This is a genomic window from Paenibacillus filicis, from assembly GCF_038070315.1.
Taxonomy (GTDB): Bacteria; Bacillota; Bacilli; order Paenibacillales; family NBRC-103111; genus Paenibacillus_G; species Paenibacillus_G filicis.
The window spans coordinates 130969-157494 of record NZ_JBBPCC010000019.1 but is presented as its reverse complement, the minus strand read 5'-3'; the positions used below and the strand labels follow the sequence as shown (position 1 = coordinate 157494).

27 protein-coding genes and 1 pseudogene are annotated in these 26526 nt (G+C 55.2%); 21 read left to right on the top strand and 7 right to left on the bottom strand.

What is annotated here, in order from left to right; translation table 11 throughout:
• Positions 1-123: 123 nt before the first annotated feature.
• From WMW72_RS25420 to hprK, 18 genes and pseudogenes are all read left to right on the top strand, one after another.
• Positions 124-576 (top strand): annotated as a pseudogene (locus tag WMW72_RS25420) (phage tail tube protein); the annotation flags it as partial.
• A 158-nt stretch (positions 577-734) separates the two neighbouring features.
• On the top strand, positions 735-1157 hold the full coding sequence (locus tag WMW72_RS25415) for a phage tail assembly chaperone (protein WP_341418378.1): 423 nt from the start codon (positions 735-737) through the stop codon (positions 1155-1157).
• A gap of 17 nt (positions 1158-1174) precedes the next feature.
• A complete protein-coding gene (locus tag WMW72_RS25410; RefSeq protein WP_341418377.1) occupies positions 1175-1330 on the top strand; it encodes a hypothetical protein in 156 nt (51 codons plus the stop codon).
• 72 nt (positions 1331-1402) lie between these two features.
• Positions 1403-3514 (top strand): phage tail tape measure protein, encoded by a 2112-nt coding sequence (locus WMW72_RS25405; RefSeq protein WP_341418376.1) that lies wholly within the window; start codon positions 1403-1405, stop codon positions 3512-3514.
• Positions 3511-4236: a LysM peptidoglycan-binding domain-containing protein gene (locus WMW72_RS25400; protein WP_341418375.1), complete on the top strand. Its 726-nt coding sequence runs from the start codon at positions 3511-3513 to the stop codon at positions 4234-4236. The genes WMW72_RS25405 and WMW72_RS25400 overlap by 4 nt, the downstream gene beginning before the upstream one ends.
• Positions 4229-5200: an XkdQ/YqbQ family protein gene (locus WMW72_RS25395; RefSeq protein ID WP_341418374.1), complete on the top strand. Its 972-nt coding sequence runs from the start codon at positions 4229-4231 to the stop codon at positions 5198-5200. Before WMW72_RS25400 ends, WMW72_RS25395 begins: the two co-directional genes overlap by 8 nt.
• Positions 5197-5505 carry a DUF2577 domain-containing protein gene (locus WMW72_RS25390; RefSeq protein WP_341418373.1) on the top strand — a complete coding sequence of 103 codons (309 nt, stop codon included), beginning with the start codon at positions 5197-5199 and terminating at the stop codon, positions 5503-5505. The genes WMW72_RS25395 and WMW72_RS25390 overlap by 4 nt, the downstream gene beginning before the upstream one ends.
• Positions 5502-5918, top strand: a complete 417-nt coding sequence (locus tag WMW72_RS25385) for a DUF2634 domain-containing protein (RefSeq protein ID WP_341418372.1) — start codon at positions 5502-5504, stop codon at positions 5916-5918. Before WMW72_RS25390 ends, WMW72_RS25385 begins: the two co-directional genes overlap by 4 nt.
• Positions 5911-6948 (top strand): baseplate J/gp47 family protein, encoded by a 1038-nt coding sequence (locus WMW72_RS25380; protein ID WP_341418371.1) that lies wholly within the window; start codon positions 5911-5913, stop codon positions 6946-6948. Before WMW72_RS25385 ends, WMW72_RS25380 begins: the two co-directional genes overlap by 8 nt.
• A 3-nt stretch (positions 6949-6951) precedes the next feature.
• Entirely contained in the window at positions 6952-8700 is a 1749-nt protein-coding gene (locus WMW72_RS25375; protein WP_341418370.1) for a hypothetical protein, read from the top strand.
• An 18-nt stretch (positions 8701-8718) separates the two neighbouring features.
• Entirely contained in the window at positions 8719-9321 is a 603-nt protein-coding gene (locus WMW72_RS25370) for a putative phage tail protein (RefSeq protein WP_341418369.1), read from the top strand.
• A gap of 4 nt (positions 9322-9325) precedes the next feature.
• Entirely contained in the window at positions 9326-10789 is a 1464-nt protein-coding gene (locus tag WMW72_RS25365) for a hypothetical protein (RefSeq protein WP_341418368.1), read from the top strand.
• Positions 10790-10802: 13 nt separating this feature from the next.
• Positions 10803-11264 (top strand): XkdW family protein, encoded by a 462-nt coding sequence (locus WMW72_RS25360; RefSeq protein ID WP_479724858.1) that lies wholly within the window; start codon positions 10803-10805, stop codon positions 11262-11264.
• Positions 11265-11266: 2 nt separating this feature from the next.
• Positions 11267-11455, top strand: a complete 189-nt coding sequence (locus WMW72_RS25355; RefSeq protein WP_341418366.1) for a hypothetical protein — start codon at positions 11267-11269, stop codon at positions 11453-11455.
• 66 nt (positions 11456-11521) lie between these two features.
• Entirely contained in the window at positions 11522-11821 is a 300-nt protein-coding gene (locus WMW72_RS25350) for a hemolysin XhlA family protein (RefSeq protein WP_341418365.1), read from the top strand.
• Position 11822: 1 nt separating this feature from the next.
• Positions 11823-12239, top strand: coding sequence for a hypothetical protein (locus tag WMW72_RS25345; protein WP_341418364.1), 417 nt, complete (start codon positions 11823-11825; stop codon positions 12237-12239).
• Between the two features lie 37 nt (positions 12240-12276).
• Positions 12277-12984, top strand: a complete 708-nt coding sequence (locus tag WMW72_RS25340; protein ID WP_341418363.1) for a glycoside hydrolase family 73 protein — start codon at positions 12277-12279, stop codon at positions 12982-12984.
• Positions 12985-13070: 86 nt separating this feature from the next.
• Entirely contained in the window at positions 13071-13982 is a 912-nt protein-coding gene (gene hprK / locus WMW72_RS25335; protein WP_341418362.1) for an HPr(Ser) kinase/phosphatase, read from the top strand.
• An 84-nt stretch (positions 13983-14066) separates the two neighbouring features.
• Here hprK and WMW72_RS25330 read toward each other — a convergent pair whose 3' ends face one another.
• Both WMW72_RS25330 and WMW72_RS25325 read right to left on the bottom strand, forming a co-directional pair.
• Positions 14067-14270, bottom strand: a complete 204-nt coding sequence (locus WMW72_RS25330) for a YgaP family membrane protein (protein ID WP_341418361.1) — start codon at positions 14268-14270, stop codon at positions 14067-14069.
• 85 nt (positions 14271-14355) lie between these two features.
• The gene (locus WMW72_RS25325; protein WP_341418360.1) at positions 14356-15027 is read right to left on the bottom strand and encodes a Crp/Fnr family transcriptional regulator; all 672 of its coding nucleotides are present in this window, start codon (positions 15025-15027) and stop codon (positions 14356-14358) included.
• Between the two features lie 289 nt (positions 15028-15316).
• Between WMW72_RS25325 and WMW72_RS25320 the strand changes: the two genes are divergently transcribed.
• Complete coding sequence (locus WMW72_RS25320; RefSeq protein WP_341418359.1) at positions 15317-15706, top strand: MOSC domain-containing protein; 390 nt, start codon at positions 15317-15319, stop codon at positions 15704-15706.
• A gap of 564 nt (positions 15707-16270) precedes the next feature.
• Positions 16271-17641: an FAD-dependent oxidoreductase gene (locus tag WMW72_RS25315; protein WP_341418358.1), complete on the top strand. Its 1371-nt coding sequence runs from the start codon at positions 16271-16273 to the stop codon at positions 17639-17641.
• Between the two features lie 233 nt (positions 17642-17874).
• Here the strand turns inward: WMW72_RS25315 and WMW72_RS25310 are convergent, their stop codons facing one another.
• The 5 genes from WMW72_RS25310 to WMW72_RS25290 form a co-directional block, all read right to left on the bottom strand.
• Positions 17875-20229, bottom strand: coding sequence for a helix-turn-helix domain-containing protein (locus WMW72_RS25310; protein WP_341418357.1), 2355 nt, complete (start codon positions 20227-20229; stop codon positions 17875-17877).
• A 283-nt stretch (positions 20230-20512) separates the two neighbouring features.
• Positions 20513-22054 carry an extracellular solute-binding protein gene (locus WMW72_RS25305; protein ID WP_341418356.1) on the bottom strand — a complete coding sequence of 514 codons (1542 nt, stop codon included), beginning with the start codon at positions 22052-22054 and terminating at the stop codon, positions 20513-20515.
• A gap of 136 nt (positions 22055-22190) precedes the next feature.
• The gene (locus tag WMW72_RS25300) at positions 22191-23069 is read right to left on the bottom strand and encodes a carbohydrate ABC transporter permease (protein ID WP_341418355.1); all 879 of its coding nucleotides are present in this window, start codon (positions 23067-23069) and stop codon (positions 22191-22193) included.
• Between the two features lie 116 nt (positions 23070-23185).
• Positions 23186-24091: an ABC transporter permease gene (locus WMW72_RS25295; RefSeq protein ID WP_341418354.1), complete on the bottom strand. Its 906-nt coding sequence runs from the start codon at positions 24089-24091 to the stop codon at positions 23186-23188.
• 463 nt (positions 24092-24554) lie between these two features.
• Positions 24555-25391: a helix-turn-helix transcriptional regulator gene (locus WMW72_RS25290; RefSeq protein ID WP_341418353.1), complete on the bottom strand. Its 837-nt coding sequence runs from the start codon at positions 25389-25391 to the stop codon at positions 24555-24557.
• 118 nt (positions 25392-25509) lie between these two features.
• Here WMW72_RS25290 and WMW72_RS25285 point away from each other — a divergent pair, with 118 nt between their 5' ends.
• Positions 25510-26517, top strand: a complete 1008-nt coding sequence (locus WMW72_RS25285; RefSeq protein ID WP_341418352.1) for a Gfo/Idh/MocA family protein — start codon at positions 25510-25512, stop codon at positions 26515-26517.
• Positions 26518-26526 lie beyond the last annotated feature (9 nt).

Sequence of the window (26526 nt, the reverse complement as noted above, 5' to 3'; positions counted from 1 at the left end):
ATTTTGACCATTTTTTTGACCATTTTTATAGCATAAACAATCTTAAACCGCCGTAATACACAGGCGAAAAATTGTTGATAACGTTGGGTTTCCGCATCATTTCTTAACAGAAAATTTTAGGAGGCAAAAAACACGATCAGCGGGCAAGAAGGCCGCGCTTACGCCACGATCGGCGGGCAAGTGTTCGAGATGTTCTATGTGAAGAAGCTCGAAGCCAAGGTGGAGAAAGAAAAGGCGGAGATCAAGACGCTCGGCCGCCGGGGCACGCAGCATAAGGCCAAGGGCTGGAAAGGCTCCGGCAGTATGACCATCTACTACGTGACCTCCAAGTTCCGCGAGCTAATGCTCGGCTACATCAAGACTGGCGTCGATACGTACTTCGACATCATGGTCGTCAACGAATCGCCGGCTTCGAACATCGGCAACCAGACCGTCGTCGTGAAGGGTGTGAACCTGGATAGCGTCATCATGGCTTCCCTGGACACCGAGGCGGAGGCGCTGGAGGAAGAGATCGCGTTCACCTTCGAGGATGTCGAGGTGCTGAATTCGTTCACAGCTCCGCAATTGCAGGGCTAGGGCTGATCGGCCCTTATCGGCCGAAGCTGCCTCTGCGTGTAAGTATGGCAACAGACGGGGCTGGGTGCCGTGCGTAGCGTTCGAGTCTGGACATCCGAGATGCGTCTCAGCTCCGTGATTCATCATTTCGATTCCATGAGGAAGAAAGGCAGGCAAATATGAGCGATTTAACGGTATTTTTCGCACAAAATGTAATCGGCGAGGTGACGGAGGACTACGTCGTCTCCGAACGCTTCAAGGACAAGGAAGGCAAGCCCGTCCCTTGGCAGCTGCGCAGTATGACCGAGGCGGAGAACGAGGACTGCCGCAAGGCGGCTACCCGCCGGATCAAGGGCAAGAACGGCTCGTACACGACGGAGACGAGCCCCGAGGAATATATGGCCCGGCTCGCCGTAGCCAGCGTCGTCTTCCCCCGCCTCCGCGATGCCGAGCTGCAGAAGTCTTATGGCGTCATGGGCGCCGAGACGCTGCTCCGCAAGATGCTGCTGCCCGGCGAATACACTGCGCTCATCCAACGCGTGCAGGAGCTTAACGGCTTCGACCAAGACATGAGCGAGCTGGTGGACGAAGTAAAAAACTAATCAACGAGGGCGACGGTTTGGCCAACTACGCCTACTACGCCCTCCACGAGCTCCATATTCTGCCCCATGATCTGATGGCCATGTCCAGGCGCGAGCAGGCCGCGATCTTCGCGATGATCGACATCCGCGTCGAGTCTGAGAAGCGGGAGCGGGCAAGGACGAGGAGAAAATAGTGCCAACCCGAGTGCCGGATGCTGGGTAAGCCGAGCCGGGGCAAGGGGATGGCGGGGAAGGAGGAAAGAAGGATGGCTACATTTTCTTCAAGTATGCGGATGTTTCAACTGTCCTCATCCAGCATGGGGATGTCCTCCAAATCAGGCAAGAACCTCTTTTCGGTTGTTGCTCGGTTTGATGTAGCTCTTCAAGCCCAGGTGGCTATCCAGGTTGATGTACCTGATGTAGTCCAGCAGATCATCGTAATTATGAGTTCATCCCATCCATTTGGGAATCGGGGCAATGAGCCAATTGATGTAACACCTGAGGTATTGGCACTTCCTGCAGGGCCACAGCTGGCGTTACCCGCAGGACCCGACAACGATAAAACCAAGCTTCCATTTCATCAACAAGTAGCGGATTGGGGAAAACAATTAATTGATCAATTGGGAAACTCGCTAAAGAAAGCTGCGAATACGCTAAAGCCGGCGATCAATCGTATGAAAGAAAGCATGTTAGAGGCTGTAAAGTTCATTTCTGCTCAATTCATAGTCTTGGGAAAAAAATTCGCCGAAAAAGCAGGGGAAATGGAGCTTAATTTTCAACCTATCGTTGATCTGGGAAAAACTGCATTAAAAGGTGCTATGGAGCAAGATCAGCTTAAGCAAATGTTTATCGCACGCACTGGCGATAAGAAGACGGGTACCGATCTGTTTTTAAAATTCAAAGCTGATGCTGTTGATAGTGGAGAAGATGTCTCGGAGTATCTGAAGGGAACCCTATCCATATTTGACCGTGCTCGCAATACAAGTGAAATGAAGCAATTAAATGATTTTGCTTCCCAGTTAAATACCTTTGATGTGAATGATAAAGGATTTCCACAAGCCATGGCGGCTATTAGTGCCGCATTAAATGGTGATGTCTCTGCGCTTTCCAAGGATTACGGCTTTCTGGAAGCGGAAATGAAAAATATGAAGCTTGGGGATCTTGGTAAGAATGGAGATATGAAGGGTTTTACTGAAGCGATGGACAAGCTGTTCAAAGAGCGAGGAATTACAGAAGAGACGGCCAAAGATACGGGGAATAGCCCGTTTACACTGTTCAATGATCTGCAGACCAAGGGAAAACAGTCGCTGGCAGATGCAGGCACTATGGCTTTGGATGCTCTTCAACCACTGCTTGTACAGATTAATGACTTGTTTGATAGCAATCGAATTCAAGGCTGGTTCGGGATTCTTGGAGGAGCTTTAAATTATTTTGCCCAGATGGCAGGAACGATCATGGATTGGATTAATAATCATTGGTCGACCTTTCAAAATATTCTTACAGCTATTGGGTTAACAATCACTGCTATTGCGGTGATCTGGTTAGTATCGTGGTTAGCAGGGATGTGGCCCATTCTGGCTATTGCCGCCGGCATTTTTTTACTGCTGGAGGTGCTTAGCATGTTTGGGATATCCGCAGAACAGGTGGTCGGATATGTAACTGGCGTGTTTTACGCCTTTTTCGCATCCCTTTACAATACGTTTGGCTATTTGTGGAATATTATCGTTGCTGTAGCGGAGTTTCTTTCGAATGTGTTCAACGAACCTCTCTATGCAGTCAAAAAGTTGTTTTACGATCTATTCACCAATATGCAGGGATACTACTTGAATATGGTCCTAAGTACGGTTAAAGGAATTAATTGGATCATTGAGAAGATAAATTCGGTTTTTGGAAGTGACTTTAAAATTATTGGTGATTTAAGTTCAGTGCTGCCTAAGTTGGAACCGCCGGATAAGCCAGACGGAGTAAAGGATTTCTCCGACCGGAAGATGAAGCAGATGAATACAATGGATGCATTCAATAACGGATTTAACGTAGTATCAGATATCATGGTAAATGCTGGAAATATAGACTCTGAGAAGGTCCCTGATACTTCTGGATGGAGTAAGAGTGCCAAAATTAATCGTGTCGACGAAGTTGGAAAAATTAAGGACAATGTCAAGGTTGGCGGCGAAATCGACATCTCCAATGAAGACCTCAAGCTGATGAGGGAGCTCGCAGATATCCAGTCCATCCAGAACTTCGTCACGCTGACGCCTACGGTGCAGGTGGAGACAGGGGACATCAAGAACACGGCGGATATCGATGAACTGGTCCGCAAAATCACCGATTCACTCCAAGACGAGTTTACTCGGACAGCGGGAGGGGTGTACGCGTGAAGGTACCCTATGGGATTTATCTAGGCTGGAATAATGCGGAGTCCTGGTTCCGGCTGCCGGTTAACCCCGAGTCACTGGAGATCAAGCAGGGGGGAGAAGGCCAGACGTACAATATCGTCGGTCTCGGTGAAATCAACGCCATCCAGACGCCCAAGCTTCGAGAGATCAGCTTTTCCGGGATCTTCCCGGCTGCAGCTTATCCTTTTGTACAGGTGAGGGAGGAAGAACTGCGGCCTTCGCTGTGGTATGTGGACCGCCTGACCGAATGGATGCGGAGCAAGCGTCCGATTCGTATCGTCGTCACGGGCGGCCAGACCGAGCTGATCGACGGAGCCTTAACGGGTATTCAACTGAACTCCCCGGTCAGCATCGAGCGCTTCGACTGGAAGGAGACGGCGGCAAGCTCCGGTGACGTGGAGTATGAGTTGTCCCTCAAGCAATACGAATTCTACGCAGCCAAAAAGGTCAATATCGTCCTCGACCCGCAGCAGGGGGGGACCGTGGTCGAAGAGGCCGAGCCGACACGGGCCAATGACCGAGTTCCACCGGACAGCTACACCATGGTGCAGGGTGACAGCCTGTGGGCGGTTGCGGCCAAGATGCTGGGGAGCGGAGCGAGGTACCGAGAGATCCAGGAGCTCAACGGGATCAGCGATGCTGAACTGCGAAAGCTTCAGATCGGCCGGGAGCTGAAGCTGCCGGAGGGGGCCTCGTATGTTTGAGATCCTGATCGATAACCGGGACGGGAACGTCTGGGACGTCTCCGAGCTGATCTCCGAGATGACCTGGAAGACCAGCCGGATCGCCAAGCCGTCCAGCGTTGATCTGACGCTGATCAAGGGAGCGTTGTATCAGAGCTCGGCGTTCAAGCTGGAGCCTGGCGCGATTGTGCGTGTCCGGAAAGGGGAAACGCCTGTTTTTTTCGGCTATGTGTTCACGATTGAACAGAACACGACGGAGCAGGTGAAGCTGACGGCCTACGATCAGCTGCGGTATTTGCTGGGCAACGATACGTATGTATTCACCAAGGCAACGGCAACGGCGGTCATCCGGCGTATCGCTGGGGATCTTGGGATGAATACGGGGGAGCTGCAGGATACAAAGTATGTAATCCCTTCTATGGTTGAAGACGGGCAAAAGCTGCTCGATATTGCGCTGAAGGCGCTGGACCTGACCCTCATTGCGGGGGAAGGCAACTATATTCTGTACGATGATTTCGGAGCGCTGACGCTGCGGGATATGAATGTGCTGAAGCTTTTCTTTTCCATTGGGGACGGAAGCCTTCTCTATGAGTACAGCTACAAGCGGTCCATCGACGAAGAGACGTACAATAAGATCAAGGTGGTCCGAGATAACAAGGAAATACAGGGCCGGGACGTCTATATCGAGCAGGACAGCGCGAATATCGCCAAATGGGGAAGGCTGCAGCTGTACCATAAGGCCAACGACAATATGAACGAAGCGCAGCTCGTGAAGCTGCTCGGCAACCTCATGACGAGGCATAACCGCGAGCAGCGGACGCTCAGTCTCGATGCGCTCGGAGATATCCGGGTGCGTGCGGGGTACTATGTATTCATTTTCCTGGCGGAGCTCGGTCTGGAGAAGCCCTTCCTGGTCGAGGAATGCACGCATAAGTTCGCCGGGGGCGAGCATACGATGAATCTGGAATTGAAGGTGATAGCATGAGCGTAAGCCGAATGCTGGATGTGATTAAAAAAGCAAGTTTGGGCGCCGTCGACGCCGGCCAGCCGCTTGCGGTGCTCTTCGGGACTGTCGTCAGCGTAAGGCCGCTTGAGGTAAGCGTGGACGAGCGTTTCCTTCTCCCTGAGGAGTTGCTGCTGGTTCCGGAGAGCATGCGCAGACAGGAGCTGACGCTATCCGGGCAGAAGGTGGTGATCCGTGATGGGCTCTATGCCGGGGATCGGCTGCTGCTGCTGCGGATTCAGGGCGGCGGGCAGTTTATCGTGCTGGACCGGGTGGTGTCGCCATGATCCCGCAGGGCGGGGTATTGAACGGCGATGTGACGCTGCGCCGGGTCAAGCATCCGAGCCGCACATATGCGCTGGATCTTCCAGGTCTGGGTGTCCGAGCGGGCGGCATGATCGACGGGCGTGAAGCTGTGCAGCAAATGGTATTTAAAATACTCAATACCGAAAGATTCGAGCATGCGATCTACAGCTTCGACTACGGGAGCGAGTTCCGCAAGCTGTTGGGCGGCGACCCGCTGCTCGTTCGTTCTGAGCTGACCCGCCGGGTCAAGGAAGCCCTGATGCAGGATGACCGCGTTCGTGCCATTGAGGATGTGCGCATTGAGGTGGGAGAAGATCAGGCGCAGGTTTCCTTCACGGTGATCTCGGACTATGGCCGTATTGGGATAACGAAAGAGGTGACAAGACTTGTATGAGCAGCAGACGTATGAAACGATTTTGCGGCGGATGCTGGACCGCGTCCCCGCCGATGTAGACAAGCGCCAGGGCAGCGTGATCTTCGATGCGCTCGCCCCTGCCGCCGCCGAGCTGGCTCAGGCGTATATCGATCTGGAAGGCAATCTGAAGCTCGGCTTCGCCTCGACCTCCAGCGGAGAATGGCTGGAGCGCCGAACCGGGGAGCTCGGCATTGTACGCCGGGCAGCGACCAAGGCAGTGCGCTCCGGTACGTTTAATGTGGCGGTCCCTGAGGGAGCAAGATTTTATGCCAGCGGGCACTTTTTCAAGGCGCTGGAGGCCGGGAAAACAGTCCGGCTGGAGGCTGAGGCCCCAGGCACTGCCGGAAACACGCCGTTCGGCACGATGCAGCCGGTGGAGCTGGTGCAGGGACTGACTTCGGCGGTGTTGGGTGCTGTGTTGATCCCCGGCGAGGATGTGGAGACGGATGTCTCGCTGCTGCAGCGGTATAAGCAGCATACGATGCGTCCTTCAACCAGCGGCAACAAGTCCCACTACCTGGAGTGGGCCGGGGAAGTACCCGGCGTAGGGGCTGCGAAAGTATTTCCGCTGTGGAGCGGGCCTGGGACGGTGAAGATCGTGATTGTGGATGCCACCTATGCCCCTGCTTCGCCGTCGCTGGTACAGGAAGTGCAGCGGTATATCGATCCTGCTCCTCCGGCAACAGGCGCGGGCAAGGCACCGATCGGAGCGGCGGTTACGGTCGTGAGCGCGACGGCCAAGCCGGTCGCTGTAGCAGCGACGATTGTGCTGGCTCAGGGCTTTACGCTCCAGCAGGTAACGACTACTTTCTCGGCAGCCCTGAAAGCATTCTTAAGGGAAATCGCCTTTGGAGTTTCCTATGTGTCTATCGCACGGGTCGGTACGCTGCTGCTGGAGACGCCGGGTGTTGTAGATTACAGCACGCTTAAGCTGAACGGCGGCTCCGGGAATGTAGCTCTGAACGCCGAAGAAATCCCGGTGCTGGCCACCGTGAATCTGGGGGTGTAGCGCATGGCTTATCCGAGCGAGATTGACCGGTTCAGCGATAAGCTGAATAAACGCAGCGATGGCGGTGCCTACATCATCGAAGAGGAATTGCGGACGAGCGGAGGCAAGTACGAAGGGCCGCTCGCCCACGATAATATCGTGAACAGCAGCATCCAGGTCTACACGGGATCGCGGTTTACAGGGGAGCCAGTGACTAATTTCGTCGTGTCCGTTCCGGCCGAAACACCCTGGCGCCGGATGCTGCGGGCTTTCAGCACGGCTCCGGTCCTCTATGTAACGTACGAGACGCCTGGGGATACAGTGGAGGCGGACGACATCAATGTGCTGCAAACAAGCCTCACGGCTACGCAGACTGAGATGGATCGCTACAAAAAGGCCAACGATTCCAGAGTGCTGTCCGCCGAAGACCGTCTTGCGTCTGTGGAAAGTGTGAAGGCCAATAAAACCTACGTAGATACGGAGCTGACCACCAAGGCGGACAAAGCTGCGACTTACACCAAGACGGAGACCGATCAGCGGATCAAGGCCGTGGTCGGTGCGGCGCCGGAAGCGTTGGACACGCTGCAGGAGCTGGGGGCTGCATTGAATAACGACCCCAACTTTGCGGCGAATGTTACCAATCAATTGGCGACCAAGGTAGATAAAATAGCCGGCAAGCAGCTCAGTACGGAGGACTTCACGACGGCAGAAAAGACCAAGCTGGCTGGTGTGGCAGCCGGGGCTAACGCGTATGTGCATCCTTCGAATCATCCGCCTTCGATCATTGTTCAGGATGCAAATAACCGCTTCGTTACCGATGCGGAAAAGGCTTCGTGGACGGCTAAGGCGTCAACGGCTGCAGCGACGCCAAGTGCGAGCGGACTGATGAGCGCAGCCGACAAGGCGAAGCTGGACGGCGTAGCTGCCGGAGCTAATGCGTATGTGCATCCTACGGGAGATGGCAACCTTCATGTACCGGCGACGGGAACGTCGAACGGCGGCAAGGTGTTGAAGGCCGGAGCGACGGCGGGCAGTGCAGCGTGGGGCATGGTGGATTGGGCCGAGGTGGCAGGTAAACCTGCGTTGTTTACACCGGAGGCGCATACGCATACGGCGGATGAAGTGGCGGAAAGTACGTCAAAGCGTTTTGTTACGGACGCGGAGAAGGCTTCGTGGACGGCAAAGGCTTCCACAGCAGCGGCTACGCCAAGCGTTAGCGGGCTGATGAGCGCAGCGGACAAGGCGAAGCTGGATGGTATTGCCGCAGGCGGCAATAATTACGTTCACCCGACGGGGGACGGTAACCAGCATGTGCCGGCTACCGGAACGACGAACAATGCCAAGGTGCTGAAGGCTGGAGCGACTGCAGGCAGCGCAGCATGGGGCCTCGTGGATTGGGCCGAGATGATCGGCAAGCCGACTGCATTTACCCCAGCGACGCATGAGCATCCCCGAGTCCAGCGAACCGATGACCGCACGATTAAACCTTCGGCAACTCCGAGGGGCTTTTTGGGTTTGTATTTTACATCCCTGGGCGGGTTGAATGGTGCGACGGGGGATTCCCAGTATCAGGACATGGTCGTGCTGAATACGTACACGGACACGAGCGGCGGCAAGGTCAATGCCCTTGTGTTCAATAAAAGCACCATGAAGATTCTGCACTACCAGGCGGCGCAGGGTGACGGGGTATGGGGGGCGCCGAGGGAGCTTGCGTATGCAGGCGATGCGATGCCCAAAGGTCCTGTCACCTGGAACCAGCTCAAGGGGGTGTAGAGGTTGGGATATGGGCAAATGTTATACAATACTCTGCAGTTTGGCGAGGATCAGGCAGAGGGGGGGCCGTCTCCCGAATACTTTAGGGATTTGCTATCTTACCTGCCTGCCTACTATAAGGAAAGTCGGCAGATGATTGCTTTGCAAGGTACGGTAGGTGAGGAAGCGGGAGAATTCCGCTTTCGGGTCGACGAGCAGTTGGACCAACTGTTTATCGATACTGCGACCTGGGGACTTGCCCGGTGGGAAGCGGAGCTGGGGCTAAACACGGAGCGTACCCAGTCTTACGAATGGCGTCGGGAAATGCTTCGGGCCAAGCTGCGGGGAACCGGAACGACCACGAGGCAGATGATCATCGAAGCGGCCGCCGCCTTTTCCGGCGGGGAAGTGAATGTGATTGACTATCCCCAAGAGTCGCGGTTCGAGATTCATTTTGTAGGCATTAAGGGAATTCCCGCTAATATGCCGGGATTCATTCAACTGCTGGATGAGATCAAGCCGGCGCATCTGGCTTACTCTTTCAAATATACGTACACCGTGTGGAATGCGGTCAAGCCGCTCAAGTGGCAGCAGGCCAAGGCCATGACATGGAGTCAACTACGAACTTTTACAGGAGCGTGAGTACATGCAGACAACACCTAATCTAGGCTTAAAAAAGCCGGAAGGCACCGACGTCGTCGATATTGCGGATCTTAACGGCAATATGGATACATTGGACGCTGAAGTCGTCAAAAAAGCTTCGGCTTCCGCAGACGGCCGCATGAGCAAGGAGGACTTCGCCAAGCTGGCCGGCATTGCGGCGGGAGCGAATAATTATGTGCATCCGGCGACGCATCCGGCATCCGTAATTGTGCAGGATGCGAATAACCGGTTTGTGACCGATGCGGAGAAGGCTGGGTGGAATGCGAAGGCTTCGGCTGCCCCGGCTACCACGTCGGCGGCTGGGCTGATGAGCGCACCGGACAAGAGCAAGCTGGATAACGCCGTGCCGACCAAGACAACAGCCGATATCACCTACTATGTGCGGACGGACGGCAATGACAATAACACTGGACTAGCTAATAGTGCATCGGGCGCCTTCAAAACGATTGCTAAGGCTTTCAGTTTGGTACCAATGATTTTGAATCATAACGTTGATATTGTACTTGGAACCGGAACATTTGCTGAAGGTGTTTCTATTACGGGATTTAGTGGCAGTGGTCGTATCCTTTTGAGGGGTGGCCCTGGAGGAGTGTTGTCGGATAATTTTATTGTGTCCAAAATTTCTATCACTCGTTGTGCCTGCCCCATTGTTTTAGATGGAATTAAGATTAGCACGTCTACAGAGGTAGGTATTGAAGTTACTTACGTTCAGACCGCATTAATTAATAATTGTAAAATGGATTCTTCTGCTCCAAATGCGACAGGTATTCTAGTTACTTCTTCATTTGCTCGCGTTTATAACGCAATGATATCAAACCGTTTGGTTGCCATATCCTCATATTTTAATGGCTACACAGTGGTTGATTTTGCAGGGGGAACAGGCAATGTGTATAGCCTAAGGGCTGACAATGGTGTGGTTATGTGTTCAAATAGTAAGCCGGTCAGTACGAATGGAGATATTACACTGACTGCAGGGCAAATCCTTAATACTGCTGTGACTAATCCTTGGGGTGACAACACGTGGGGGATGCGTCCAGCCGCACGTGCAATTGGATCGTTAGACACCCAGCAGGTGATTGCTCCTAACACTTGGACCAAAGTACAATTTCCACAAAAAAACTATGATAATCTTGGTAACTATGATTCATCTATACATCGGTTTACAGCTCCACAAAATGGGATATATCTTATAAATACCATTGTGCTAGGCTTTGATGCACCCGCAAAAAGTATATTTGAAATGTATGTATTTCTTAACGGAACTTCCTATCGGCGTTTACATTATGACGTTAGCTCCGAACCTGGGATCAGAACTATGTCAATGAGTGGCACAGCTGCTCTGTACATGCAAGCCGGAGAATATGTTGAAATATTCACGCGCTGTGGTGCATCTGTAGCTTTATCATTGCATGCCGATCTTAACTTCGAAGTCATAAAAATAGCATAGGAGGATGAGCTAATTGAATTTACACTCTAGTATCATGCATCTCTTTGCGACTGCTGTTCCAGACCGCGATTTCAGGGTACAAGATGACGGACCTACGCCTATACTTCGTCTAGGTGTTGATGGGCGAACCAGACACCAGATTGTACCCATTTCCTCAAACGAAACAGAGGAAATCGAAGGCGTACACTATCGCTATGTCGTAGATTTCAGCCGTCTGAAGCTGGGTGTAGATTACGACATTGTTGAACGAGGCCCTTACATCGCGGAATGGAACCTTGACGCACCTCAACCGACCGAAGACGAGTTAGTTGCAGCCTGGGTAGCCTATTTAGAGGCTGAAGGCAATAAGCCCTCCGCCCCCCCCACGGATGCAGAGCGAATTGCACAGCTCCAATCCCAAAACGAAGAACTCAAAAATCGTCTTGGCGACGTCGAGCTCATCATGGCCGAAATCCTCACTGGAGGTGGAGAATAGTCATGCCTGTGTCCTTACCTAAAATCCGCATCATCGCTAGCGCTTGCATTACGCGTTACGACAGTGGCGAGCGTGAGATTTCAGATATTGTAAGCAGCTACAACATGGCTTCCGAAGATCGCGATCTTGTCTTGGCACATGTTTACAGCAGGAAGCCGGAGTTGAAGAATTCGGAAGCTGCCGTACAGTAGACGCACAACGGTCCCTTTTTTTCACTACCACTCCCAAGCCCGGCCGGGCCGAGCAGAAAGGGCAAAATGATGTCAAATGACGAGACCAAGAAACTCTCCGAACAACTCACCGGAGTCCGGCTCGACCTGGCCCGGCTGGAGACTAAGCTCGATGCGATCAAGGATTTGACCAAGAAGGTCGAGGAGGTCGACGACCGGGCCAAGGAGGCGCTGCAGAGCACCCGCTCGGCGCATAAGCGGCTCGATAGCCTGAAGGCGGATGAGATCAAGGAGCTGACGGAGAATCAGACGTGGCTATGGCGGACGGTCATGGCTGCGCTGATCGCGGGGCTCATTAATCTGCTATGGAAGGGAGTCGGTTCGTAGCATGGAGCAATCGTTTTTCACTTGGGAGGCGCTGTCCACGATGGGCGGCGCCTCTTTGCTTACGTTTTTCATCGTGCAGTATACGAAGGGGCTGCTCGACCGCTACCTGCCCTGGCCGACCGATTACTACGCGGTCGTCATTGCCTTCGTCGTGCTGTTGGTCGCACAACTGGCTGTAGGAGCTAATGGCGCCGACTGGCGCCTCTACGCACTGACCTTCGCCAATGCCTTCCTGGTCGCCGCTGCGGCTGCCCAGATGCAGAGCAAGTCTCTGCATCCACCGGGGGCGAATCCTCCGCAACCGCAAAGAATAGACCTGCCTGCCACACTGCAGCAATCCGGGGAGCAAGATCCTCGACGCCCCAAGCAGCATGCAGAGCTTTCCTCCCAGAAAGCGCAAGATGCATCAAGCACATGACGAAATCCCCCATCACTCACCAGAAAGGATGTCCCTGATGGCTCTCACGCCCCAAGCCTTTATAGCGATTATCGCGCCCATGGCGGTCAAGCTGCGCGCCGAGGGCTCACCTATCTTCCCGTCTGTCCGCATTGCGCAGGCGATGCTGGAGACCGGCTGCACCTTGCACAGCTGGAACAATCTCGTCGGGCTGAAGGCCGGCAGCGGCCTGCCCAACGCCTATTGGAGCGGGCGCACCGTTTCCACGAAGACGTGGGAGGTGTACGACGGCGTCCGCCACGATGGCGTGACGGCCTATTGGCGCGCCTACGATACCGTTGCGGATGGCTTCCGCGACCAGGATCTGCTCTTCCAGGCACAGAGGTACACGCGCGTCCGGCAAGCGTCCTCGCCTCAGACACAGACGGCGATGCTGCTGGCCTGCGGCTATGCGACCGATCCGCGTTACGCGGACAAGCTGAACAGCCTGATCGCGACGCACCGGCTCACCAATTACGATGAAGCATCAGACAATACCGACAACAGCACACCTACAGATAAGGAGGACGAAGATATGACTCAGCCGATGAAGCTCGCACCTTGGCAGTGGGAGATGCTGTACGAGGTGCTGGGCAAGGCGTACAATGAAGACCGGCTCGACTGGAGCTGGCTGCAGAAGATCAAGGACCAGACGATGACGGCGACGGAGCTTGTTTTTATCAACACAGTGCTGGACGGCCGTTTGGACCGGAAAATAGAAGTGTAGCGTGAAAAAGGGAATCCGCCACAGGTGTAGAATATCTATGTTCAACCCCATGCCGTTCTGGCAAAAAGGAAGGAGAACAGCATACCATGAAATCGGTTACGGTTCATGACCTGGTCCAGCGATTCTCGTTCGAGGTGCTGTCGGGCAGCGAGTATATGAATGCGGTGATTCCGAAGCCGCGTGTGAATCGCCCGGGACTCGAATTCGTCGGGTACTTCGATTTTTTCCCGCATGCACATGTGCAGGTGCTAGGCAGCAAGGAAATCAATTACTTGCATAAGCTGAGCGAGGCAGAGCGCAATTTGCACATCGGCAATATTGCCAAGTATCATCCGCCTTGCTTTGTGGTGACGCGGAACCTCGACGGACTCACTTACCTCAAGAAGCACTGCGAGACAGAAAAGATTCCGCTGCTGCGCACCTCCATGCCGACGGCCCGCTGCGTTGAGTTGATCGACAGCTACCTGGCGAAGGCGTTGGCACCGGAGATGGCTGTGCACGGCGTCTGCGTGAATGTATCCGGCATCGGTATCCTGCTGCGCGGCAAGTCAGGCGTAGGCAAGAGCGAGACAGCGCACACGCTGATCCGCCGCGGTCACCGGCTAGTCGCAGACGATATCGTCGTGCTGAAGAAGATCGGGCCCGAGACGATTCTCGGCACGCACAGCGGCAAGACGAAGGAATTCCTCGCTTTACGAAGCATCGGATTGGTGAACGTCTCGCGGCTGTACGGACGAAGCGCGTTCCAGGACGAGACACGAATTGTGCTCGACATCGAATTGACCAAGTGGCAGGACAATGCACTGAACAATGAGCTCGAGCTGGAGCCCAAGTTCACGGAGTATATGGACATCAAGATCCCGCATATTGAAATTCAGCTTCAGCCGGGCCGTGATGTAGCCGGACTTGTCGAAGCGGCGGCTAACAACTGGTACCTGCGCCAGCAGGGCTACAGTGCAGCCGAGGATTTCATGAAGCGTCTGCAAAGCGACGACTAGGAGGCACGGAGCCGCATAGGCCCGTGCCTTTTCCTTTCTCGGAACTGCTGAATCTGCTAACCCTAACCTTACAAGTGCCCCTACCTACCTCTTCCCGCTAATCCGGCAGGAATTGATCCCCAGCAGCCGGTTGATCTGACAGCGGCGTGTCAATGCCGTGAACAGCAGAATGAACCCCGGCAGCCCTGCCAGCTTCCATAGTCCTGGCAACAAGATGAACAACGATAGAAACCCCAAGCCTAACACCACGCGAATGACGCGATCCGCGCCTCCAACATTCGGATTCATACCCGCTTACCTCCAGCCTCATCATGAGTTTTGATCGATATGCGACAAGCATACCTGATGGGCCGAAGGCGTTACTGTGACTAGGTCACATAACGGCGGAGCAAATATCCCGAAGGGCTGTAACATCCAGCAGGTCGATACGTCCGCGGCCGACGCGCAGCCATCCCTGCCTTTCGAACTCCTTTAGCGTCCGGCTGACGACTTCCCGTGCGCTTCCAAGCTCGAAGGCAATCGTTTCGTGGGTGATGTGCAGCATCCCGGGCCGCGCATCTGAGCGCTCTAGCAGCAGCTCGGCGATCCGCTGATCGACCCGCTTGAAGAGCACGGTGTCCAGCACCTTGGAGACATCGACCATCCGCTGAGTGAACATGCCGTAGATCAATCGGCGCAGCGGCGGGTACAGATCCATCCACCGACGGTAGACGTCTACGGGCAGGAGCAGCGCTTCTCCGGATGTTTCTAACGAGGCCGAGGCTTCATAGGGGGCTTCCCCCAGAATGGACGACATCATCATCACGCAGCATTCTCCGCTGCGCACTCGGTACAGCGTCGCTTCACGCCCGGATTCGCCGACCTTGTAGACGCGAACACAGCCGTCCAGCAGAAATACCGCATGCTGCAGCATCTCTCCTTCATGAATGGCATAAGCGGCAGGCGCATGCACGACGGAGATATCTGGATGACTCCAGGCCTCAGCCGAAACGGTGGCGAAGCAGGGGAAGATGGAGACGATCCGTTCGATATGCGCGGCCTTCATCAATGAGACCCCTCCTCTGATGATGTGGAAACGATTATCCCCAGCATACCAGAAAAAGAATCCGTTGGCAGAGACTCACGCCATTAGCTAGAGAAAGTCGTGGCTTCAAGGCCATAGCCCCACAGCTCTGCAGCTTGTAAGGGAAAGAGAATAATCCAGCAGCCCCGCTGGCATCCTGTAAATAGAGAATAGGTAATCGCCGTATCGAACAAAAGGAATATTGGATAGTAATCCATCCTTTGCTCGGGTCCGATGCTTTCATTCATGGAAAAGCTGGGGGAATGGAATCATGAAAAGAATAGAAATTGCCGTAAAGGATGTATACATAGCGGATGAGCCGTCGACCTTTGTGACACGCCGGGCCGGAGAAATTGAGATCGGGCTCGGAGGCATTCCCGGGGATCGTCACTACGGACTGCTCCGTCCGGCGGACAGCCGGCAGAAGATTTACCCCCGCGGCACGCTGATCGCCAACCGGCGTCAGATTAGCATCGTATCTGCGGAAGAGTGTGCGCTGATCGCAGAGGCGCTTGGCATTCCGGAGGTGCGGGCGGAATGGCTCGGGGCCAATGTGCTGGTCGCGGGCATGGCAGGATTTACACGGCTTCCCGCAGGGGCAAGATTTGCTGGTGCCGGATCGCGTCGGCTTAATCTGCGAGGGAGAGAACCTGCCTTGTAAAGATCCGGGCAATATCATCGAGCGGGTCAGCGGTGCCATCGGAACGGCTGCGAAGTTCGTCCGCTAGGCCAAGCAGCGCCGCGGCATTGTCTGCTCCGTGGAGCGCGAGGGAATGCTGCGGATGGGGGATATATTGACGGTCGTATATCCCTAGGTGTAGATTTTTACGGAATATCCAGTCATAGCATCTGAAGGCAGGATGTAGACGTACTCAACATGTATCTGGATAGATAAGGGCCAGAAGCATACCCATCGCTCGAGCGAAGGCCGCCACCTATACCGACAGCGGCTGCCGATGAAGAAATGCTTTGGCAGTCCCCAGGGTATGATAAAAGCGCGGAGGGACAGGTTTTTGTCTAATTTGTGATTATTTTCACTTACCTATTGCAATTACAGGCTGGGTGGCTTATAGTGAACTCATCGGCGACATTGTGATTTATTTCACGAGAGTCGCTCAAGCTTTCCGACATCATGTGAATGTATTCACAAACATCGACCCTATCCATATTTTCAATATTCCAAATTTAAAAACTTACAACCTAATTTCACGAGGAGGTCATCACCATGAAAGTCATCGTCATTGGTTGCACCCACGCAGGAACCGCCGCTACGCTTCAGATCGCCAAACGTTACCCGGAGGCGGCTATTACCGTCTACGAGCGCAACGACAACATTTCCTTCCTGTCGTGCGGCATCGCGCTCCATGTGGGCGGAGTCGTCCGCAATGCGGAGGAGCTATTCTACGCGCATCCTGACAACCTTGCAGAGCTGGGCGTTCAGACCCGGATGCGGCATGATGTGCTAGCGGTCGATACCGAGCGCAGGACCGTCACCGTCCGGAATCTGGAGACGGGCGACACGCTGCAGGACACCTATGACAAGCTGGTGGTGACGACAGGCTCGTGGCCGATCATTCCCAATCTGCCGGGCATGGAGCTGGACAACGTGATGCTGTGCAAAAACTATGCGCACGCTCAGGCCATCATCGAGAAAGCCGCCCACGCCAAGCGGATCGCGGTCGTCGGCGCCGGCTATATCGGCGTAGAGCTGGCAGAAGCTTTCCAGCAGTTGGGCAAGAAGGTGACGCTGTTTGATAACACGCCGCGCGTGATGTTCAAGTATTTGGATCAGACGTTTACGGATATCGTCGAGGCGGATATGGCTGAGCATGGTATCGAGCTGGCGCTGGGCCAGGGCGTGCAATCGCTGCATGGGCAGGAAGGCAAGGTGACCGGGCTCGTGACGACGGCTGGCGAATATGAGGCGGATCTGGTTATTATGTGCATCGGATTCCGTCCGAATACCGGTCTGCTGAAGGATCAGGTGGACATGCTGCCCAATGGGGCGATCATCGTGGACGAATATATGCGCACAAGCTGCCCGGATGTGTATGCGGCGGGTGACAGCTGCGCTATCCGTTATAACCCGACGGGTCAGCCGGCGTACATCCCGCTGGCGACGAATGCGGTCCGCATGGGGACGCTCGTAGCGCTGAATCTGAAGCAGCCGCAGGTGAAATATATGGGAACGCAGGGCACGTCGGGCATCAAGATTTTTGAGCTGAACATCGCCTCGACCGGACTGACGGAGCAGGCAGCTGTAGAAGCCGGGCTTGCAGTAAGCTCGACGGTCGTGACCGACAATTATCGTCCGGAATTTATGCCGACCTACGAACAGGCCTTGATCAAGCTCGTCTACGAGACAGAAAACGGCCGACTGGTAGGGGCTCAGGTGCTGTCGAAGGCTGATCTGACTCAATCGGTCAACACGCTGTCGGTCTGCATCCAGAACCGCATGACCGTCGAGGAGCTCGGCTTTGTCGATTTCTTCTTCCAGCCGCATTACAACAAGCCGTGGAATCTGCTGAACCAGGCAGGACTTCAAGCGAGGGCGGATCTGGAAGCCGCTGCGGCCAAGCAGCCGGAGCTCGCTTAAGCGTTAGGTACGGGGGAAGGAGACCAGCCCTCAAGCAAGGATTGGATTCAAAACCAAATAACCTACGAATGACCTCAAACATTTGCTGACAGAACATTCATTACTCCGAAGCCGGCAAGCTCATAAGCAGCCAGCCAACAGTTTAAAGCTCATCGCAACACGCCTGCAGGAAGCAGGGTCAATCAGACCTTGCCTCTTGCAGGCGTGTTGTTATATCTGCCGCTTCAACCCGGCTACATCGATCTCTCCCGGTATTGCCCCGGCGTCATATCCTCGAATTTCTTGAACAAGCGAATAAAATACGAGGGCTGATAGCCTACTTGCTCCGCGATCTCATTGATTTTCAGGCTGGTGCTGTCCAGCAGCTCCTTCGCCTTGTCCATCCGCAGCCGAATCAGATAATCGATGTAGTTCATGCCATGAATCTGCTTGAAGGCTTTGCTGAGCGCGTAGGGGGTGACGCCGAAGGCATCGGCGCATTCCTCCAGGGAAATATCGCTGGCGTACCGCTGTCTGATCCGGTCCGTCACCTGCTCGACCAGCTGCTTCATATGCAAGTCCTGATGCTCGTTCAGCTTGCGGATATAGGGGGCGATGACCTTGAGCTGGAAGAAGCGGATCATCTGCTCCGGCTCTCGCAGCTGATTCAATTGCTCATATAGATTCTGGCTCCCGAACACGTCATGTGGCGGGAAGCCAGTCTCCAGCATCGTATGCAGAATGCTGCCCAGTACCTGCAGACTGCCCTCCTGGAGCAGCTTCTCGCTTCCGGCTTCCCGGACCAGCTCCCCGATAAATAAATGGATATGGCGCATCGCCTGCTCGCTTTGCCCCATGCGGATAACCTGCATCAGCTCCTTCTCCATCTCGAAAGGGTAGCTGATCCTGGAGTTATGCACGGTCGGCAGCATTTCCTCCAGATCGAGCACCTGACAGTCTTCCTTCAGGTCACGATAGCGGATCGCATTGCGTAGATAGGGAAGTAGCTGGGGAATTTCCCGTACTTGCGATGTGATATGCCCGATACAGACGGCGGTCTGCATCTTAAGCAGGGAACTGATCGTCCGGACGAGATCGTCCGACAGCCAGTAGAGCTCTTCCTTGACCTGCTGCTTGGTGCGGTCCATCGGATAGGACAGCAGGATGCCGACGGTCAGGTCCTGGAAGTTGATGATCTCGGCCTGATGGCTTCGCGTCCGGACCAGCTCCTGCGCAATATTGGCCGCGGCGAACGTCACGAGCTGCTCCTCACTTTCCAGGAAGCGCCCATCCTGCTTGGCGAATCCGCTCGTCTGCACGAGCAGCAGCACGAACCATTGCGATTCGGACTGCCACCCGAAGCTGCCCATCCGGCTGCGGGTCTCGGCTTCGCTGAGCGAGTAGAAATGCCCATGCACCAGCTGCATCAGGAAGGCAGCGCGCAGAGATGGATAAGCCTGCTCCAGCCGGGTCTCCAACTCCTTGCTTTCCTGATTGAGATGCTTCCAGCGGCTCTCGATAAAGGCGAGCTCATCGCGGTCGCGCCACAGCTCGGATGTATGCACCGAATGATCTCTCACAACGTTGAAGAGCCTCCCAATTGGGCGGTATATCCGTTTGGAGGCCATCCAGGACAAGAGGACCGCAAGCAGCAGGCCGAACAAGCCGACGCCGAGCATAATTCTCGACATAATGACGACGGGTGCCGTGAGCTGATTGAGCGAGGTGGCCGTGGAATATTTCCACTGTGCGCCGAGCCTGGTGAATTCACCGTGAGAGACGTTATATGATTGTCCCTTCCATTGCAGAATCGAGGTGCCGTTGGTCTCGCCGCTCTGGAGCACTTGGGAGCGAATCGCCGTCTCCAGGGCGGCGTGATCGGCATCCGCGGCCGGTCTTGAGATGATCAGATGGCCGTCCTTGCCCATCAGGAAGGAAGCGCCGTCATTGTCGGTCGACATCTCCTCGACCATCTGCACCAGCCGGGTCTTATCCAGATAGAAGATTAGAGCGCCATACGGCTGGCCGATCGACGGCAGCTTGTGGACCAGCGCCAGATAAGGCTCGTTGCTGCGCGCATTGACCTTCGTTAGCGTATCGTCCCAGAATACGCCACGGCTATGCGTCAGCAGGTTCTGGAACTGCAGCTGGTCCTGCTGGCGCGTAATCGGTACGATCCCATCGATATCTGAGATGATAGCAGGCTGATCCTTATCCAGGTACAAGTCGACCCGGTCGATGAGCGGATAGGCGCCTTTCATCACCCCGAGGAAACGGTACAATCCTTGGGTCACGTTATACTCTTCATTCAGCTTAATATCACGCAGCTTCGCATCCAATCGGCTGTCGAACGACCACTGGGTGGCGGCGAGCTCCAGCTGTGCGAAATTATCGTTCATGCGATCGATCGTTTTCTTCAGCAGCGCCTCATGACTTCTGGCGATCTCGCGCTCGATATGGGCACGTCCGGTCACGTAAGAGGTGATGCCGATGACAGCCGTCGGCAGACTTGTGATGCAGAGCACCAGGATCAGGCTCTTGCGGTAAAACTGGCTCTGGCCGGTCCGCTGGGTCCACCAATGCCAGAGCTGTCTCCAAGCATATAACATAAGCAGCCCCTTTCTTTAAGTCAGATTGCGCTGTTGCCGGGGACCGGTCAGCGGGGCGGAGGTCTTTCACTAGAAGATGACTCAAGCTCCCCAAACCCGGGATGGAGCGTGAGGCCAGCCCCGCCAGAAAGCTTCACTTGGCTGAAGGGTACCCGTCCCTGGATGCGCTTTTTGAACTTACCTTGTTCGCAGGAGGAACGCAAGGGGGAGCCAGTGCTTCATACCGCTCAGGACAGGAAAATCCCCCCTGGTACCCGTAATCGGTACGAGGGAGGATTCAAGCTTATTTCTTGGCACTCTGACGTTTCTGGTAGGCGTCATTCAGCTCAGCCGTAATTTTCAGCATATCCGGATCAGCCTTCAGCTTAGCCACGTAGTCATCCCAGGCGCTGATCGGCTCCTTGCCCATGATAACCTTAGTTTTCACGTCCTGAATTTTCTTGCGCAGCTCCGTTCCGACCTTGGTGTTCGTCTCCGACGCGAGGCCCACAGAAGGATCGCCGCTGCTGATCTTGGCCTTCTCGTCGATGATCTTCTTGTTGCGCTCCAGTACATCGGGAGGCATCCCGGTACGGTAGGCGCGCAGGTACGGATCGTATTTCAGGAAAATCTGACCGAACGCCTGCTGGGCGACGATATCCTTCTTGGCTTGCTCGGTCGGAGTGAGAACGCCATCCTTTTCCGTGTAATGCACGTCCTTCAAGCCGAAGCTGGCCAGTGTGTAGCCTTCCTGGGTAGCGCCGTAATCCATGAAGGCGAGAAGCTTCTTCACCTTCGCTTCGTTGACGGTTTTGGGAATCGCGTACATACCGAAGAATCCGCCGTCCTTATTGGAATAACCGTTCAGTGATACGAGTGGCAGGAAGTCCGCCTTCGGATTCGTCTTGCGCAGCTCCTCCGTAGGCTCCCACGCCGCCTCGGCCGTATCCTGGAACAATCCGCCCCGTCCCGCCTTCAGCAGGTCCTTGGCTTGTGTATTTTTCATGACGGCGACGTCCTCAGGGATCAGCTTTTCTTTGAACGCCTTGTTCATCCACACGAGAGCTTCCTTGACTTCAGGCAGCAAGTTGACGTTTACGAGCTTGCCGTCGACCAGCTTCCAGTCGCCATTCGTCTTGGTGAAGCTGTTCTGCAATTGGAACATGTAGGACATGCCATTCTGATCGACGAAGCCTACATAAGGCACAGTGTCCTTGCCGCCAATTTCCTTCTCTTTAAACGTTTTCATGACGTTGTACAGCTCGTCGGTCGTCTTCGGAATCTCTAGCTTCAGCTCATCGAGCCAATCCTTGCGGATGTAAGGGAAGCCGCCTCCATCGGTAGGACGGGCACGGGGGATCCCGTAGGTTTTGCCGTCAGCTTGCTTCGTGTTTTCCCAGGAATCCTTCGGATACTGCTGCAGATTCGGGTAATCCTTCAGCAGCGGCGTTAGCTCCCAGAAGGCGCCCTGCGCAACCATGCTGCGTACCTGGGCACTGAACGGATCGTCCAGCAGGATAAGATCCGGGATATCGCCCGAGGCCAGCGTTACGTTAATTTTGTCTGCATAATTGTTCGGCGACACCCAGGTAATCTTGAGCTTGGTATTCGTGCGCTTCTCGATTTCCTTGACGACGACATTGTCCGGGCCCGGTGGCTCGGGGGTGTAGTACATCGACATGATGCTGATATCCGTCGGCTTGGCGTCGGGCGTTTTGCCCGTACTGGAGTTGTCTGGGCTGGTGTTGCCAGGCGCCGGAGCGGAGCCGCCGGAGCAGGCGGAGAGCAGGGAAGAGACGAGCAGCGTAGATGCAAGAACAGCAGAAGATTTTTTAGTCCAATTCATCGATACAGACCTCCCGAAGTTTAAATAATGGGGAATAAGGGCGAGCTAGGTTGCCGGGAAATCCGGACAGCGGCTAGCTCAGGTATCTCTATCTCTATAGGAAGCCGCCAGCCCTTGGGGCTCAGCGGCGTACTCCTCATTCCTTGACGGAACCGACCATCGCGCCTTTGGCAAAATGCTTTTGCAGGAACGGATAGACGAGCAGGATCGGCACGGTGGCGATGACGACAGCGGCCATCTTCAGCGTCTCCGGCGGGATGCGCTGCTCCGACATCATCTCGGCGGCGGCGGAGCCCCCGGCAGCGGTGGATGCGTCGATCAGCATGTTCTGCAGCAGCACCTGAAGCGGATGCTTCGTGAAATCATTGATATACAGCAGCGCAGTGAAGAAGGTATTCCAGTACGCCACGGCGTAAAACAGGCCGAAGGCGGCGAGCGACGGCAGCGACAATGGAAGGATGATGCGGTACCACACGCTGACATCGTTGCAGCCGTCGATACGAGCAGCTTCCTCCAGGCTGGCCGGGATGCTGTCGAAGAAGCCCTTCATCAGCAGCACGTACCAGCCGCTCGTCAGCACAGGCAGGATCAGCGACCAGGTGCTGTTGATCAGATGCAGATCCCGGACCAGCAGGTAGGGCGGGATGATGCCTGGGTTGAACAGTGTGGTCAGCAGGATCAGCAGCAGGAACATCCTGCGGCCCTGCAATCTCCGACGCGAGAGAGCGTAGGAGAGGCAGGAGGTGACGAGCAGACTGAGCGCGGTGCCGACGACGGCGAGAAAAACGCTGTTGCGGATAGCTCGCAGGAAGGCATCCGTTGACATCAGGTATTCATAGGAGGCGAGGCTCCAGCGGCTCGGCAGTAAACTAAACTGCGTGGATAAGTAGGCCGACGGGTCGGTGAACGAGACGACGAATACATAGTAGAGAGGGAAAAACGTCACGACGCCGATGATGGCGAGAAAGAAGATATTAAACAGGTCGACCGCACGGTCGCTTCGGGATCGGATCAAGGGAGAGCCGCCTCCTTTCTGGATGCAGGGTGATTGAAGCTTGATAGATGTAGGCCTGACAAGGGAGGGAGACAAGGCGCACAGTCTGCCTGGAGGCAGAGGGACGGCTTTCGCCGTCAGTACACGCCATCCTCCCCGAATTTCTTAGCCAGCTTATTGGCTCCGATCACAAGTATCAGGCCTACGACCGACTTGAACAAGCCAACTGCGGTGCTGTAGCTGAACTGCCCTTGCTTGATGCCTAGCCGGTAGACATAGGTATCGAACACATCGGCGACCTCGGAGACGGCGCCGTTCATCATCAGAAAGACTTGCTCGAAGCCGACGTCCATCATATGGCCGATCCGCAGAATCAGCAGAATGATAATAACCGAGCGGATTCCGGGCAGCGTGACATGCCAGATTTGGCGGAAACGTCCGGCACCATCGATCTTAGCTGCTTCATGGAGCTGCGGATCGATGCTGGCCATGGCGGCAAGAAAGAGAATCGTGCCCCAGCCGGCGTCCTTCCAGATCGATTGGGCGGTGAGCATGGCCCAGAAATAATTTTTATTGGTCAGAAAGTCGACCTTCTCGAAGCCGAAAGCAACCAGCATCTGGTTGATGGCTCCATCCCCGGTGGAGAACAGCAGGAAGGTGATCCCTACGATAATAACCCAGGATAGAAAATGCGGCAGATACACGATCGACTGCACAATTTTCTTGTAGGCGGCGTTGCGTACTTCATTCAGCATCAGCGCCAGCACAATCGGAAGCGGGAAGAAGAACACAAGCGACAGCGTGTTGATAGCCAGCGTATTGCGGAACAGCAGCAGGAAGTCCGGATTGGAGAAAAACCGCCGGAAATGCTCCAGGCCTACCCAGGGACTGCCGAGCATGCCTTGAAAGGGAGAATAGTCCTGGAAGGAAATCAGGATGCCCCACATCGGAATGTATCGGAAAATAAGGAAGTAAAGCAAACCTGGAAGCGCTAACAAATATAAAAATTTGTCTCGAACGATGCCGGCCCAGATCTGTTTCACACGGCTCGTTGCGGCTGCCTGTTCCGGAGCGGAGGCTTCGGCTGCAGATGATTTGACGGTGGAGTGGATAGTCCTCTCCTCCTTTCAAGCGATGGGATGTAGGGTTGGCAGATGCAGATAGCACAGCCGGGACTCTGCTCTCAATCTACGATGCAGGGGCATTTCCGGCAATCATCCATTTTTGTCAGGCGGGAAGAAGCGGCGCACAAGGCGCGGAGAGCGGGATTTCCTGGCGTTGACTTTTCTTGCGGGGTGTGGGAAATGCGGCTCAGGGACGGGGAAGAGTGCGGATAGGTGAAGACGGACGGCCTCTGGGGGTTGAATCATACATGTCCGGTTCAAATCAGGGGCGTGAGGTCCATGGCTTGCCAGCATCGACTCTCCAGCAAGCCGTGACATGGCCTAATAGTTTATCCCCTTCGAGAGCCGGGGAAGGGGCGTTGCGGCATAGCCGCAGCAGGCTTCACTTGGCGAAGAGCATCCGGTATTCGGACGGGGTCATGCCTTCCTTCTCCAGAAACCGCTTGTTGAAGTAGCTGGTATTGGGATAGCCGGCTTCCTCTGCGATATCGCGGATCGTGGATTCCGTGCGCTCGATCAGCCATTGCTTGGCCTTCTGCATCCGGCAGAGGGTGACGAAATCCATAGGCGTCATATGCATGATCTTGCGGAAGAGCCGGCAGAAGTAATAGGGGCTCACCCCGGCCCGCCCGGCCCATTCCTCCAGAATGAACGGCTCGCAGGCTTCGTTCTGGAGCAGAGGCAGCAGCTCGGCGATCCGTTCGGCGGCATGGTGATTTTTGGCAGAGGAGAGTGGCTCCGCTTGCTGAATAAATTCCATGATGACCGCATAGGTCAGCATGGACAGTGCTGTCGGATAGAGAATTCGGTTTCTCTCCGCTTCCTCCAGCAGGGCCATATGGGCCTTCTCCCAGGCGGCTGGCTGACGGAGCGTCCACAGCTTGGCGCGGTGCAGACGGTGCTCGGTCAGAAATTCCTGCAGCTGGTGGCCGTAGAAGTGGACCCAGCGGACATCCCAGGGATCCTCCTCGCTCGAGTAGTAGATCTGCTGCTGAAGCGGAAAGTACAGCACGGCATCTCCCCGGTTCAACGTGTAGGTCTCGCCGTCGATTTCCACGAATCCTTTGCCAGAGGCGACGTAGTGGATGTTGAAGTCATTCAGCGAGCCAGCTGTGCGGTCCACGCGATGGTCAGGGTCGAGCCAGTAGTTGCCGACCGAGTCGGGAAAGCAGAAAAATGGCTGGTGATCCATCTTTGGAAAGTGGAATTGTCTTTTCATGATATCCTCCGTATATATAGCAATATAGTGTTATCTATATGCAACATGTTCATATTTTCATTTTAGTTGAACGCTTTTATACTGACAATATGATACTAGAACCAAGAGGAGGATATCCATGGCACAGGCATCGGGCAAGCTGCGTTGGGGAATTTTGGGGTGTGCGGGAATCGCTTTCAGAGCGGTGATTCCAGGAATCAAGCAATCGGAGCTGGGCGAGGTGTCCGCTATCGCGAGCCGCTCGCTGGAGAAGGCTCAGGAGGCGGCTGCTCGCCTGGATATTCCGCGGGCCTATGGCAGCTACGAGGAGCTGCTGGCCGATGAGCAGATCGATGCGGTCTACATCCCGCTGCCGAATCATCTGCACCGGGAGTGGACGATCAAGGCGGCCCAGGCAGGCAAGCATGTGCTATGTGAGAAGCCGGCGGCGCTGACCGCCTCGGAAACGGAGGAGATGGTGGCGGCTTGCGCGGAAGCGGGCGTGATCTTCGCCGAAGCCTTCATGTACCGCCATCACCCGCGCTACCGGATGATCCGTGAGATCATCGCTGCGGGCGAGATCGGTGAGCTGCGGGCGATTCGCGGCACATTCACCTTCAATAGCTCCGGGAGCACGGGAAATGTACGATTCAGCCGGGACATGGGCGGCGGATCGCTGTACGACGTAGGCTGCTATCCGATCAGCGCAGCCCGGCTGGTGCTAGGTCAGGAGCCGGAGGCTGTGACGGTGCAGGCGTTCTTCTCGGAGCAGCATGACCACGTGGATATGATGGCATCCGGTCTGGTGGAATTTCCGGGCTCAGTGGGGCTGACCTTCGATTGCGGCATGTGGGCGGCCTTCCGCAATACGCTTGAGATTCTAGGTACGGACGGGACGATTGAGCTGCCTTCGGCTTACGTTGGGCCAACCGATGCAGGGGCTAATTTCTTCGTGACGGCCAAGGGCGAGAGACGGGAGGTCGAGGTGCCGGTAGTTAACCATTATGCGCTGCAGGCCGATTCGATCGCGCGCACGGTCTTGAGCGGCGAACCCATTGCCTTCGAAGCGACCGATGCAGTGCTGAACATGCGGGTGCTGGATGCTTGTCTGAAGTCGGCTAGAGAGAGCAAGCGCATCGTACTTTAAGAGAGGGGC

Excerpts from the sequence above, each read along its gene's own strand:
- WMW72_RS25290 (WP_341418353.1), bottom strand. The coding sequence starts at position 25,391 with ATGAAAAGACAATTCCACTTTCCAAAGATGGATCACCAGCCATTTTTC.
- hprK (WP_341418362.1), top strand. The coding sequence starts at position 13,071 with ATGAAATCGGTTACGGTTCATGACCTGGTCCAGCGATTCTCGTTCGAG.
- WMW72_RS25340 (WP_341418363.1), top strand. The coding sequence starts at position 12,277 with ATGGCTCTCACGCCCCAAGCCTTTATAGCGATTATCGCGCCCATGGCG.
- WMW72_RS25390 (WP_341418373.1), top strand. The coding sequence starts at position 5,197 with ATGAGCGTAAGCCGAATGCTGGATGTGATTAAAAAAGCAAGTTTGGGC.
- WMW72_RS25320 (WP_341418359.1), top strand. The coding sequence starts at position 15,317 with ATGAAAAGAATAGAAATTGCCGTAAAGGATGTATACATAGCGGATGAG.
- WMW72_RS25405 (WP_341418376.1), top strand. The coding sequence starts at position 1,403 with ATGGCTACATTTTCTTCAAGTATGCGGATGTTTCAACTGTCCTCATCC.
- WMW72_RS25370 (WP_341418369.1), top strand. The coding sequence starts at position 8,719 with ATGTTATACAATACTCTGCAGTTTGGCGAGGATCAGGCAGAGGGGGGG.
- WMW72_RS25365 (WP_341418368.1), top strand. The coding sequence starts at position 9,326 with ATGCAGACAACACCTAATCTAGGCTTAAAAAAGCCGGAAGGCACCGAC.
- WMW72_RS25355 (WP_341418366.1), top strand. The coding sequence starts at position 11,267 with ATGCCTGTGTCCTTACCTAAAATCCGCATCATCGCTAGCGCTTGCATT.
- WMW72_RS25310 (WP_341418357.1), bottom strand. The coding sequence starts at position 20,229 with ATGTTATATGCTTGGAGACAGCTCTGGCATTGGTGGACCCAGCGGACC.
- WMW72_RS25385 (WP_341418372.1), top strand. The coding sequence starts at position 5,502 with ATGATCCCGCAGGGCGGGGTATTGAACGGCGATGTGACGCTGCGCCGG.
- WMW72_RS25305 (WP_341418356.1), bottom strand. The coding sequence starts at position 22,054 with ATGAATTGGACTAAAAAATCTTCTGCTGTTCTTGCATCTACGCTGCTC.
- WMW72_RS25415 (WP_341418378.1), top strand. The coding sequence starts at position 735 with ATGAGCGATTTAACGGTATTTTTCGCACAAAATGTAATCGGCGAGGTG.
- WMW72_RS25330 (WP_341418361.1), bottom strand. The coding sequence starts at position 14,270 with ATGAATCCGAATGTTGGAGGCGCGGATCGCGTCATTCGCGTGGTGTTA.
- WMW72_RS25395 (WP_341418374.1), top strand. The coding sequence starts at position 4,229 with ATGTTTGAGATCCTGATCGATAACCGGGACGGGAACGTCTGGGACGTC.
- WMW72_RS25350 (WP_341418365.1), top strand. The coding sequence starts at position 11,522 with ATGATGTCAAATGACGAGACCAAGAAACTCTCCGAACAACTCACCGGA.
- WMW72_RS25315 (WP_341418358.1), top strand. The coding sequence starts at position 16,271 with ATGAAAGTCATCGTCATTGGTTGCACCCACGCAGGAACCGCCGCTACG.
- WMW72_RS25375 (WP_341418370.1), top strand. The coding sequence starts at position 6,952 with ATGGCTTATCCGAGCGAGATTGACCGGTTCAGCGATAAGCTGAATAAA.
- WMW72_RS25345 (WP_341418364.1), top strand. The coding sequence starts at position 11,823 with ATGGAGCAATCGTTTTTCACTTGGGAGGCGCTGTCCACGATGGGCGGC.
- WMW72_RS25285 (WP_341418352.1), top strand. The coding sequence starts at position 25,510 with ATGGCACAGGCATCGGGCAAGCTGCGTTGGGGAATTTTGGGGTGTGCG.
- WMW72_RS25325 (WP_341418360.1), bottom strand. The coding sequence starts at position 15,027 with ATGAAGGCCGCGCATATCGAACGGATCGTCTCCATCTTCCCCTGCTTC.